The 11,658-nt window shown below is 53.0% G+C and carries 10 protein-coding genes; 3 read left to right on the top strand and 7 right to left on the bottom strand.

What is annotated here, in order from left to right:
- Positions 1–72 precede the first annotated feature (72 nt).
- Both QQZ17_RS01950 and tsr read left to right on the top strand, forming a co-directional pair.
- On the top strand, positions 73–1,080 hold the full coding sequence (locus tag QQZ17_RS01950) for an Ldh family oxidoreductase (protein ID WP_152402032.1): 1,008 nt from the start codon (positions 73–75) through the stop codon (positions 1,078–1,080).
- Positions 1,081–1,245: 165 nt separating this feature from the next.
- Entirely contained in the window at positions 1,246–2,910 is a 1,665-nt protein-coding gene (tsr, locus tag QQZ17_RS01945) for a methyl-accepting chemotaxis protein (RefSeq protein WP_152402034.1), read from the top strand.
- On the opposite strand, the gene QQZ17_RS01940 is transcribed toward tsr, so the two are convergent.
- The 5 genes from QQZ17_RS01940 to QQZ17_RS01920 all read right to left on the bottom strand — a co-directional run bounded on the left by QQZ17_RS01940 (position 2,907) and on the right by QQZ17_RS01920 (position 7,377).
- The gene (locus QQZ17_RS01940; RefSeq protein ID WP_152402036.1) at positions 2,907–3,422 is read right to left on the bottom strand and encodes a GNAT family N-acetyltransferase; all 516 of its coding nucleotides are present in this window, start codon (positions 3,420–3,422) and stop codon (positions 2,907–2,909) included. The two genes, tsr and QQZ17_RS01940, sit on opposite strands and share 4 nt — an antisense overlap.
- A gap of 98 nt (positions 3,423–3,520) precedes the next feature.
- Complete coding sequence (locus QQZ17_RS01935; protein WP_152402038.1) at positions 3,521–4,792, bottom strand: TRAP transporter large permease; 1,272 nt, start codon at positions 4,790–4,792, stop codon at positions 3,521–3,523.
- Positions 4,789–5,262: a TRAP transporter small permease gene (locus tag QQZ17_RS01930; RefSeq protein ID WP_152402040.1), complete on the bottom strand. Its 474-nt coding sequence runs from the start codon at positions 5,260–5,262 to the stop codon at positions 4,789–4,791. The genes QQZ17_RS01935 and QQZ17_RS01930 overlap by 4 nt, the downstream gene beginning before the upstream one ends.
- Before the next feature lie 66 nt (positions 5,263–5,328).
- Entirely contained in the window at positions 5,329–6,300 is a 972-nt protein-coding gene (locus tag QQZ17_RS01925) for a C4-dicarboxylate TRAP transporter substrate-binding protein (protein WP_046487101.1), read from the bottom strand.
- A 171-nt stretch (positions 6,301–6,471) separates the two neighbouring features.
- A complete protein-coding gene (locus QQZ17_RS01920) occupies positions 6,472–7,377 on the bottom strand; it encodes a GntR family transcriptional regulator (protein WP_152402042.1) in 906 nt (301 codons plus the stop codon).
- Positions 7,378–7,516: 139 nt separating this feature from the next.
- On the opposite strand from QQZ17_RS01920, the gene QQZ17_RS01915 reads away from it, so the two are divergent.
- Positions 7,517–8,539 (top strand): zinc-binding alcohol dehydrogenase family protein, encoded by a 1,023-nt coding sequence (locus tag QQZ17_RS01915; RefSeq protein ID WP_152402044.1) that lies wholly within the window; start codon positions 7,517–7,519, stop codon positions 8,537–8,539.
- 57 nt (positions 8,540–8,596) lie between these two features.
- Here QQZ17_RS01915 and opgB read toward each other — a convergent pair whose 3' ends face one another.
- Positions 8,597–10,888 carry a phosphatidylglycerol--membrane-oligosaccharide glycerophosphotransferase gene (gene opgB, locus QQZ17_RS01910; protein WP_152754361.1) on the bottom strand — a complete coding sequence of 764 codons (2,292 nt, stop codon included), beginning with the start codon at positions 10,886–10,888 and terminating at the stop codon, positions 8,597–8,599.
- Between the two features lie 272 nt (positions 10,889–11,160).
- The gene (locus tag QQZ17_RS01905) at positions 11,161–11,655 is read right to left on the bottom strand and encodes a DUF2501 domain-containing protein (RefSeq protein ID WP_152402048.1); all 495 of its coding nucleotides are present in this window, start codon (positions 11,653–11,655) and stop codon (positions 11,161–11,163) included.
- Positions 11,656–11,658: the final 3 nt, after the last annotated feature.

The raw sequence follows: 11,658 nt of genomic DNA, 5'->3' as shown, positions 1-11,658 counted from the left end.
CAAAGAAAAATCCACCAACGACTGGCGAATACCGACTACGCTTATTGCCGACAACATCATAAGGAGAACAACATGGAAACAGTAAACCTCACACTATCTGAGGCTTACACGCTGGCGCGTGAGGTGCTGAGCACCAACGGCTTTAGCGCGGAACATGCGGATGCCATCGCGCGTAACGTGACGGCAGGCGAGCGTGATGGCTGCGCGTCTCACGGGTTATGGCGATTGTTGGGGATCGTCGAGACTCTGCGTAAAGGAAAAGTCTCCGCTGATGCACGTCCGCAGATTTCCGATCGGGCGCCCGCGATCGTCAGAGCGGACGCTGGCGGCGCGTTTTCGCTGGTGGCTTATGAACAGGCGCTGCCGTTGCTCATCAGTAAAGCCAGCACGTGCGGCATTGCGGCGCTGGCAATCAACCGCTGCGTTCACTTTTCCGCGTTGTTTGCGGACATTGAACCGCTGACGGACGCCGGACTGGTGGGCTACGCCTGTACGCCAAGCCACTCCTGGGTCGCCCCGGCAGGCGGTACGCGCCCGCTGTTTGGCACGAACCCCATCGCCTTTGGCTGGCCGCGTAAAGGCAAACCGCCTTACATTTTTGATATGGCAACCAGCGCGGCGGCGCGCGGCGAGATCCAGTTGCATCAGCGAGCCGGAAAAGCGATCCCGGAAGGGTGGGGCATCGACAGTGAGGGGCAACCGTCAACCGATCCGCAGGCGGTATTAAACGGTGCCATGCTGACCTTTGGCGGTCACAAGGGCTCGGCGTTTGCGGCAATGGTTGAACTGCTGGCAGGGCCGCTCATCGGTGATATGACCAGCGCGGAATCGCTGGCCTGGGATGACGGGGCGGGCGGTCTGCCGTACGGCGGTGAGTTGATTCTGGCGTTTGACCCGTCCCGATTCCTCGGAGATGAGGCACACCTCCATCTGGAGCGGGCAGAAACCCTGTTTGCCGCGATGCAGGCGCAGGGGGCGCGACTGCCGGGAGAAAGGCGCTTCAGTTCGCGGGAGAAATCACTGCAGGAAGGCGTGACGATTACCCGTTCTCTGTTTGCGGACATTTCCGCGCTGAGATAAGGCAGAATGGGCGAGGCATCCTCGCCTGATTCCCGTTCGGGTAGAGGGTAATCGCATTTTTTGCCAGTTAATTGAACAAATTTCCTGTGATACCCCCTGCGATTACATAAAGTTTTCTCATTCCGGGCCGAAAACCAGAGTATCTGTCTAGCGGAAAGAGAAAACATGTTAAAACGTATCAAGATTGTGACCAGCCTACTGTTGGTTCTGGTTTTATTTGGCCTTTTACAACTCACTTCAGGCGGATTGTTCTTTAATGCATTGAAAAATGACAAAGAGAACTTCACCGTTCTGCAAACTATTCGTCAGCAGCAGTCCACGCTGAATGGCAGTTGGGTGGCGCTGTTGCAAACGCGTAACACCCTTAACCGTGCGGGTATCCGCTACATGATGGATCAGAGCAATATCGGTAGCGGTGCGACCGTTGCGGATCTGATGCAGATTGCCAGCGTCTCCCTGAAACAGGCGGAAAAAAACTGGGCGGACTACGAAGCGCTGCCGCGCGACCCGCGCCAAAGCGAAGCGGCATCGGCGGAGATCAAACGCAATTACGACATTTATCACAACGCGTTAGCTGAACTGATCCAATTGCTGGGTGCCGGGAAAATCAACGAGTTTTTCGATCAGCCCACTCAGGGGTATCAGGACGGTTTTGAGAAGCAGTATGTGAACTATCTGCAACAGAACGACCGCCTGTATGACCTGGCGGTAGAGGACAACAACCGCTCATACAGCCAGGCGATGTGGGTTCTGGTCAGCGTGTTGTTGGCGGTGCTGGTGGTCATTATTGCCGTCTGGTTTGGCATCAAGCTGTCGCTGATAGCACCGATGAATCGCCTGATCGCGAGCATTCGTCATATTGCCAGCGGCGATCTGGTGAAGCGTATTGATGTGGAAGGCACCAATGAAATGGGCCAACTGGCGGAAAGCCTGCGCCACATGCAGGGTGAGCTGGTGCGTACCGTGGGCGACGTGCGTAACGGCGCAAACGCCATTTACAGCGGTGCCAGCGAAATCGCGATGGGTAACAACGATCTCTCTTCCCGTACCGAGCAGCAGGCGGCGTCTCTGGAAGAGACAGCGGCGAGCATGGAAGAGCTGACGGCCACCGTTAAGCAGAACGCCGAAAACGCCCGCCAGGCCAGCCATCTGGCGCTGAGCGCGTCCGAAACGGCGCAGAAAGGCGGGAAAGTGGTCGATAACGTGGTGCAAACCATGCGTGATATCGCCTCCAGTTCACAGAAAATTGCTGACATCATCAGCGTGATCGACGGCATTGCCTTCCAGACCAACATTCTGGCGCTGAACGCGGCGGTAGAAGCGGCGCGTGCCGGTGAGCAGGGGCGTGGCTTTGCGGTGGTTGCTGGTGAAGTGCGTAACCTCGCGCAGCGCAGCGCGCAGGCAGCACGTGAGATCAAAAGCCTGATTGAAGACTCCGTCAGTCGTGTTGACGTCGGTTCTACGCTGGTAGAAAGCGCCGGTGAAACCATGGATGAGATCGTGAATGCCGTTACCCGCGTGACCGACATCATGGGCGAGATCGCGTCGGCTTCCGATGAGCAAAGTCGTGGGATTGACCAGGTGGGTCTGGCCGTAGCGGAAATGGATCGCGTCACCCAGCAGAACGCCTCGCTGGTGGAAGAGTCCGCCGCCGCTGCCGCCGCGCTGGAAGAGCAGGCCAGTCGTCTGACTCAGGCCGTTGCTGTGTTCCACATCCAGCAGGAACAGCGGCGTGCGCGTGACGTTGCCAGCGTTAAGCCCGCTTCCACGACGGTTCAACCGCGTAAAGCCGCTGTGGCGGAGACCGGGGATAACTGGGAAACGTTTTAATTAAGCATCAGGCGCATGGCACAACGTGATTCAAACGCGATACCATGCGCCGTCTCTTCCTCTCGCTTCTGGCGCAATGCTGTCGGCAACGCGTCATCTTCCAGTATTTCAAATCCCAGATGTTGATACAGCGGCGCGTTCCAGTCGACATGGCGAAAAGTGGTGAGCGTCAGAGAGGTAAAGCCCTGCTCGCGCGCCCACTGCGCGACTGTGTCTACTAACTGACGGCCAATGCCTTTACCCTGCCACGCCAGATGCATCGAAAATTCGGCAATATACAGGGACGATTCCATTGCTTCACCCAGCAGAAATCCAACGGGTTTGTCGTCAACCTGTGCCAGCCAACTCATCCCCTTACCGGCATATTCCCGATGCTGTTCCACGCTGACAATGCGATCGTCCGCGATCCATGCCAGTTCCGGCACGTCTAAAAAGCGCTGTCCTGCTGAGCGTTCAATGGCGGGCAGGGCGGCAGCATCTGCCAGTGTGGTTGGGCGAAAGGTAATGTGCATAACGATACCGGGATTAAGGTGACAGTGTGGGCAGTATAACGCTGTGCCCCGCCACAGGGAAAAGTCCCCGGCAGCGGGGACTTTACGGTGTTAACGGGTTAAACGAGTAATAACGAAATGGCCGGTATGTAGGTCACCAGCAACAGCATGAACAATAAAGTCCCCAGCAACGGCAGAGATTGACGGAAAAACTGTCCGACTGAAACCTGAGTAATATTGCAGACCAGCAACATGACGGTGCCAACCGGCGGCGTGAAGGCGCCGATAGAAAGGTTGAAGATCATGATGATACCGAAGTGTACCGGGTCGATACCAAAATGCGCCACGACAGGTTTAAGCAATGGAACCAGAATCAGCAGAATGGCATTCCCTTCAAGAAACATCCCCAGTGTCAGCAAAAGAATATTGATAATTAACAGGAACATGTATTTGTTTTCTGTCAGCGTCGTGACAAAGTTCGCCACCGCGACGCCGGCATGTTCCATTGAGAAGATCCAACCGAGTGCGGCACTTGCCATGATGACTAACATGACCGATGCCGTTGCCCGTGCCGTTTCTCCCAGCGCTTTTACGACATGGCCAAGGGTCATTTGACGATAAATGAAGAAACCGATGATCAACACAATGAGTACCGCAGCCGCGCCGGCTTCTGTTGGAGTGAAGATGTTGGCGCGAATCCCTCCTACGACGGCAAAAATCAAAAACAGCGCGGGCCAGGCCTGTCCAATAGAAAAGAGCGCTTCCTTACCGGTAGGCCAGGTGTCGCGTGAGGGCTTAGCGTTCGTTTTACGGGCAACCAGATAAACCGTAATCATTAACAGCACCGCACAGAGCAGACCCGGAATCAGACCGGCCATGAACATCTTTCCGATGGAGACGTCTGCCACCAGGCCATAAATAATCAGGGCAATCCCCGGCGGGATGATTGGGGTGACGAGAGACCCTCCGGCGGTGATTGCAGCAGCGAAGGCACGGTTGTAGCCTTTACGCTCCATCTCAGGAACCATCATGCGCGACAGCATCGCCGCGTCGGCCAGGTTTGAGGCGCTGACCCCTCCCATCATTGTACTGACCAGAATATTGGCGACACCGAGTCCGCCCCGCATTTTACCCACCAGAATATTCGCCACTTGCAGAATACGTTCTGCAATACCGGTATAACTCATCAGCGTACCCAACAGAATAAAGAAAGGTATCGCCAGCAATGATGGGCTCTGGGTTGGCGCAATTAACCGCTGAACAGCAATTTCAATCGGAACCGTGGAAAAAAAGAGGAAATAGGCAATAATGCCGATAAACATTGCCAGATACACACGAATATTCAGAAATAAGCACACGATCATTAGTGGAATAATCAATAACCAGCTCATTGTTTTTCCTCGCCGACATCTACCTGTTTAACGTCGTTAATTAACCAGTAGAGCGTATAAATTGCCGTTGCCAGAGTACCGACGGGAACAGCGATATCAATCCAGAACCAGGAAACTTTCAATATTTGCGTGACCTTATACTGCGCCATTTCCGCCAGTCGGTAACCCAGCCAGGCCATATAAACCAGCAACCCAATGGAAAGCAGGGCAACCAGCGTGGCAATAATGCGTTTGACTTTATGTGGAAACATATCGACGACAAAAGGAATAGTCAGATGCGCCCGATCGCGTTCAGCCACCACTCCGCCCAACATCACAACCCAAATCATCAGCAGTCCGGACATTTCCTCAGTCCATTGAATGGGCTGTCCTACAAAATAGCGCATGAATACAGCTGCAATGGTCATTATCACCAGGATAAACAGTGCCAGTGCTGCGCTCAGTTCTACAAGCTTGCCAAAGAAACGCATTAATCCTCCTTCAGAGAGTCGCCCTGGCCTTGAGAGGAAAAGGCGTTGGGCGCTCTGTGCCTGTATTTATTGCAGTTGCTGTTGAATGGTTTCATACAAGCCCGGTGTCCACTCCGGGAATTGCGAGTAAACTTCGCGTGCTTTCTGGCGGAATGCTTCGGTATCCGGATAAATAACTTCAACGCCTTCCGCTTCCATGCTCTTCAGCATTTCGGCGTCGCGTTCAATCGTTAATTTCTGGCTGTAAAGGCCTGCTTCATAACCCGTTGAATGAATCAATTCCAGTTGCTCAGGAGAGAGCGTACTGAAAAAGGCTTCGCCGCCAATCCATACCGAGGTGTTGGTCAGGTAATTTACCATCGACAGATATTTCGCCTGCTCAAACAGTTTTTGCCCTTGCAGAACCGAAATTGGGTTTTCGACGCCATCAATAACGCCCTGAGTCAGCGCAGGGTAAACCTCACCCAGCGGCATTGGGGTTGGTGTGGCACCCATTGCCTGAATGGCTTTAATTTGCATCACGTTATTCGGTACGCGGATCTTCATTCCCGCAAGATCTTCCACTTTGCGAATCGGTTTTTTAGAAATAATCTGACGGGTGCCATACAGATAATTGTTCATCACCACATGAATTCCTTTTTTCTTCAGGTCTTCATTTTTTTGACGAAACCAGTCGCTCTCATAAATTTTGAAGAGTTTCTGCGGGTCATCGGTCAGATAAGGTCCAAACAAAATACCTAAATCAGGTTCGTAATCGGCGAGGAAAGCCACATCGGTGAGCGTGATGACGTTCATTCCCATCATGGCTTGTTCAGTCACATCTTGTTTTGACCCTAGCTGTGAGCTGGGATAGAGAACCAGCGTTATTTCTCCATCACTCTTTTTATTCAGAATCTCAGCCCAGTAGCGCATCACCACATCTAATGGCTCGCCTGGATTATTCTCATATGCGACTTTAATAGAAAGCGGTTTAGCCTGAATGGTGAATGGCAGAAAAAAAGTACAAACAGTAATCAGCACGGCTATTATCTTGTTCATTTTCTACTTGCTCCCAGGGATCAACGAATAAAACCAACATTTGTACTGGCGGAAAAATTCATAGTGAATCCTGCCTAATCAGAAAGTAAGCAGAAAGTCATCATGGTGCTGTATGCGTTGTATGAAATCGTGCTCTTGCTAAAGGTTTGTTGTTTTTAATGTGTTTTTAATTCATTCATTTTCTTGTCGGATGGAGTGAATCATCGATTGTTTCGCCGTATTCAGGTGGTTTCGCAGCGCAAGAACCGCATCGAGATCGCTGCGGCAAATCAGCGCGCTGAGGATGGTCATGTGCTCATCAATGGCGATGATATTGCGTTGTTTAAGATCGCGTTCATCCCATTGGTAATGGAAATGGAAGATCACGGAGATGATTTCAAGCGACTGATTAAAAAATATATTGTCGGCGGCAGAGAGCAGCAGCGCGTGAAAATCACGGTCTAACAGGGAGAACATGCGGAAGTTGCTACCGACGCTGTCGCGCAGCAGACGGTGGCGTTCAAGCAACATTTTTGCCTGCAGCCAGCGCGGATCGTCATCCGGCAAATTGAGAAAGTGTTGTAGCGCATGGGTTTCCAGCATCTCGCGCAGCTCAAAAAGCTGTTCGGCATAGGATTGATCGAACTTTTTCATGCTCCACTGGCCGCGCTTTTCACTCTGGATGAGATTGTAACGCCCAAATTTTAAAAGGTATTCTCGCACCACTACCGGGCTGACGCCCGCCATCCGGGCCAGTTGAAGTTCAGAAAATGTCTCGCCAGCACGAAGCTGGCGCTGGTTAATCATCGTATAAAACGCCTGCTCAAAAATACGATTTTGCTCCGCCATGGAGGCAGTAGTACAGGCAAAACCATCATCATGTTCAGGGCTACGGGTAATGACATGGTCGTTGCCGACCAGGGTCAATACGCCGCACTCGCTGAGGTGATTGAGCATGTGCCGCACCGTGGTGCGACTGATGTTGTACATCTCGGCTAATGCGCTTTGCGACGGCAGCGGGGAAGGAAGATGACCGCGCGCCATATCATCGATCACCTGGTTAATGACATTGTGACGTAAATTTTGCGAACGGCTCATCGGGATCTCCTTTTGCCTGCATTAAAACCCGATTTAAAACATTTTAATGCGCAGGGTTTCACAAATTAGCTTTCTCGTTACGCGGCTATTTCTATTTTCATCAATATCTGAAGCAACAAAGAAACAGGAGCGCATAACGATGTCCACAATGAATATGTTGATTTGCCAGGAACCCAGGAAATTAATTCATGAGAAACGCGACATTCCGATTCCGGATAAACATGAAGCATTAATTAAAATTAAGTCTGTCGGTATATGTGGAACCGATATTCATGCCTGGGGAGGCAATCAACCTTTTTTCAGTTATCCACGCGTATTAGGCCATGAAATATGTGGGGATATTGTGACGCTCGGCAAGAAGGTAACGCAATTTAAGGTGGGTCAGCAGGTGGCGGTAATTCCCTACGTTGCGTGCCAGCAGTGTCCGGCGTGTCTGGGGGGACGGACGAACTGCTGTGAGAAGATCTCCGTGATCGGCGTGCATCAGGATGGGGGTTTTAGCGAGTATCTCAGCGTTCCGGTGACCAATCTGTTGCAGGCGGAGGGGATTGATCCTCACGCGGCAGCCTTGATCGAGCCTTACGCGATCAGCGCGCATGCGGTGCGTCGGGCAGCGATCGCACCGGGTGATCAGGTGCTGGTCGTTGGGGCCGGGCCGATTGGGATCGGGGCGGCAGCGATTGCGAGGGCTGATGGGGCACAGGTGGTGGTGGCCGATACCAGTATCGCTCGTCGCGAACACGTGACTTCCCGCCTCGGCCTGCCGGTGGTGGATCCCTCTGCGGACGATTTTGAGGCTCAGCTACGTTCGCAATTTGGCGGTTCGCTGGCGCAGAAGGTGCTCGATGCGACGGGTAACCAGCATGCCATGAACAATACCGTTAACCTGATCCGCCACGGCGGCACCATTGTTTTTGTCGGGCTGTTCAAAGGCGACTTGCAGTTCTCTGACCCGGAATTTCACAAGAAAGAGACCACTATGATGGGCAGTCGTAACGCCACGCCGGAGGATTTTGCGAAGGTGGGACGGCTGATGGCGGAAGGCAAACTGAACGCTGAAATGATGCTTACGCATCGCTATCCGTTTAGCCAACTAGCGGAGGTCTTCGAACGCGATGTGATTAATAACCGGACGCTAATCAAAGGGGTGATTACGTTCTGACGATTGCCATGCAGCGCCCGGGGTTGTGTTGGGCGCTGTTTTTTTTATCACCGGTGGTCAGCCCTGGGCGCTGACCACTTTGATTTCAACCATCCCGATCCCCAGCTTACGCGGCGAGTGGCCGAGGATGTTGCCTTCGTTGGTCGGGACCGGATCGGGCGGGACAATCACCAGCGTATCCGCATCCGTCGGGTTGTCGAAATGCAGCGTGGTGGTGGTGACATCGTGACTTAACACCAGCGTCTGCTCTTCCTGGCCTACACGCACCGGAATCGGGCGATTGGCATTGTCGCCAAAGGCTTTCGCAGTGATCACCAGGTCGAATTTTTTCGGCAGCGGCTGTTTGTACTCGATCTTCACTTCTTCCGCCAGCTGCGCGTTGGACCAGCGTCCCCAGGATTCCGGACGAGAAATCCCGCTGAACTGCTTCACCTCTTCCGGCGCGCCCGCCACGTTGAAGACAAAACTGTCGGCTTTATAGCGGATGTCGTTGTCGACGATTTTCAGGGTATCGACGTTGCCTTTATAACGCTCCATGTCGATCACCGTGTCTTTAAAGGCCGTTTTACCTTTCCACTGCGCTTTATCAACATGCTGAACGATTTGTTCTCCGCCAAGCTGGCCCTGCGAGACGCACCAGTCGGTTGAGAGCGCCAGCGCCGGTGACCATAACTGGCCCATTTTGTAGCAGCGATCGACCCAGACGAAGTTATCGCGAGGGGCAAAATCGGCAAGCTGGAAGCGCAGCGGGGCGGAGTATTCGCTTTCCGGGAGGGGTTCGACGCGCTTATCCGATATCCTCAACAGCAGCGGCAGACGGAAATGGCTGCCGGAGAAGGCGATCATATTTTTATCCCGGTCGACGGTGAAGTCTTTCATCTCTTTCGGGAAGTTCCACAGGCGAATAATGTCCGGCTTCATAGCGAGGACCTTTTCTTTACTGTTGAGGAACACTTCCGACATCGACTGACCCGACAGGCTGCTGCGTCCCAGGCCGATATAGTTATCGCCGCCGAGAATATCCAGTACCGTCGCGCCGTTATCCATGGTGTTACGTTTGACCGCCAGCGTCTCCTGCTGAGGCTTGTCGCCACGGATCACGAAGAACAGGTTGTTACGATCCTGTTTGTTCAGGTATTTCCATGCGCTGTTGTTCATCGCCAGATGGTCTGAAGAGACCACAATGACGGTATCTTTAAACCACGGTGAGGCTTTGATTTTATTGATAAACGCCGCGATGTTTTCCTGGCTACAGCTGACGGCGCTAAAAGACTGATTGGGTTTACCGTCGAAATCATAGCGTTTGCGCTGACAGGCGCGCGAGATAAAACCATCCGGATGATGGGTATCGACCGTCAGGGTAAACAACGAAAAACGCTGGCCGGAGCGAGAGAGTGCTTCGAACTTCTTCCACGCTTCATCCAGTACCGTATCGTCATAGAAACCCCAATCGTTACGGTAAGTTGGATCGGCGACGACGCTTTTTAGCTCTTCGGCGCCATACAGATAATCGAAGCCGTGGGACTTCAGGAACACGTCTTTCCCGGCAAAACGCAGGTTTGCGCCCTGCACAAAGTGGTTCTGGTAGCCGGAGTTTTTCAGGATATCCCCAAGACAGAGATTCTGCGGGAAGAAGCTGGAGACCGATGCTGACGCATTGCCTTCAAACGGTGCGAACAGGGGGATGCCACACTGGGAGGCGACCATCCCGGCGATGGTGTAGTCTGTTCCCGGTAACTGCTGGGTATGGCTAAAATCCATACCTTCGTTTTTCAACGCGCCGAGTTCCGGAGTGAGTTCCGGGAAGGCCTCATTGTCGAAATAGGTTCGCTCCAGGCTTTCACCGTAGATGTACACCAGATTCAGCTTCGGGTTGGGTATGCTTTTCGCCGGTTCTTTATAGTAGGCCGCGAAATCGGGATCGCCGTCGCGGGTCTGAGATTTGACCAGCTCGCTGATCTGACGAAATGCCGGGCTGGCATCGACGGAACCCAGCGCCAACAGTAGTGCCAGCAGGCTGTAACCAAAATGGTGAGGATGATGACGGCGACGACGCAGCACCCAGCCCAGCGTGCCAAACACAGCCACGAGCGCCAGCGCAATGCCAATGCCCGGCAAAATGTATTTGCCGACACCGGCCCCCGTCAGACTGTTCGTCAACGTGTAGAGTACTGCATCGTTAATGCCATCACCTGTGAAATAGTCGCTGGCAAATAGCGTGATATTCAGAACCACAAAAAGTCCCAGCACCGTCAGGGTGGCGATAAACCACCAGGTGTTGCGACCCGCTTTCCAGGCATAAATCAGTACAGAGGCAAGAAACAGCGCGATGGAGAGTAACTCAGACAACGGACGATCCTCACAAATAGCCTTGCGATAAGGCTCTAAACCAGGTGTTCGACTGGCAGTTCAGCGTTTACAGAAAGTACAATGTAATGGGGTTGTCACTTAGCTGCAATTCTAGTGACATTTAATTACGTTGTTATTCAGAATTGGTTTAGATCGGGACTTTTTTGATCGCCGTCACCTCCCGTTGTTCCTGAGGTGGGCAAAAGAGAAGGGCGAAAAGGGACGAGAAGCGCCGCGTCTGGCGAAAAACGGCCAAAACGCGGCGTCGGGAATCAGGAAATAAAGCTCATACCCTGTTTGAGCACCAGGTCGCAGGCTTTGGTTTTCACTTTTTCTGCGAGCGGCGTGCTGCCGATGTTGTTCAGGTTAAGCTGCTGACCATCTTTGGTATTGAGCAGACCCTGAATACCGTCCAGATAGTTGGTGTCCTGTTTTTGCTCGGTTGCGCCGAGACCCAGTTTATCCAGTACCTGATTTTTCACATTTTCCGCATCGGTAACGGAAGCCAGCTTCTGCTTCGCGCAGTACTGTAAAATCCCGGCTGCGTTATTCATATTGTTTGCACTCAGTGCCTGGTTGCCGCCATTCAGCAGGCTGGTCAGGGAAGAGAGCGACGTGCCGCTTTGCGATGAGGTGGTACTCTGCTTGCTCAGTTCGCTGGCGGCGCTGGAGAGCGAGTCTTGCCAGGAGGCGGCGAAAGTATTGGCTGCGAAGCAGGCGCTGGCCGCTATCGCGCAGCACAGCAAACGTTTTGTCGTTTTCATTATGAT

Source organism: Citrobacter sp. T1.2D-1, from assembly GCF_950098555.1.
GTDB lineage: Bacteria > Pseudomonadota > Gammaproteobacteria > Enterobacterales > Enterobacteriaceae > Citrobacter_A > Citrobacter_A telavivensis.
This window is presented reverse-complemented; position numbering and strand designations above follow the sequence as displayed.

Coding starts and splice junctions, on each gene's coding strand:
- QQZ17_RS01940 (WP_152402036.1), bottom strand. CDS start 3,422: ATGCACATTACCTTTCGCCCAACCACACTGGCAGATGCTGCCGCCCTG.
- QQZ17_RS01930 (WP_152402040.1), bottom strand. CDS start 5,262: ATGCGTTTCTTTGGCAAGCTTGTAGAACTGAGCGCAGCACTGGCACTG.
- QQZ17_RS01925 (WP_046487101.1), bottom strand. CDS start 6,300: ATGAACAAGATAATAGCCGTGCTGATTACTGTTTGTACTTTTTTTCTG.
- QQZ17_RS01950 (WP_152402032.1), top strand. CDS start 73: ATGGAAACAGTAAACCTCACACTATCTGAGGCTTACACGCTGGCGCGT.
- tsr (WP_152402034.1), top strand. CDS start 1,246: ATGTTAAAACGTATCAAGATTGTGACCAGCCTACTGTTGGTTCTGGTT.
- QQZ17_RS01920 (WP_152402042.1), bottom strand. CDS start 7,377: ATGAGCCGTTCGCAAAATTTACGTCACAATGTCATTAACCAGGTGATC.
- QQZ17_RS01935 (WP_152402038.1), bottom strand. CDS start 4,792: ATGAGCTGGTTATTGATTATTCCACTAATGATCGTGTGCTTATTTCTG.
- QQZ17_RS01915 (WP_152402044.1), top strand. CDS start 7,517: ATGTCCACAATGAATATGTTGATTTGCCAGGAACCCAGGAAATTAATT.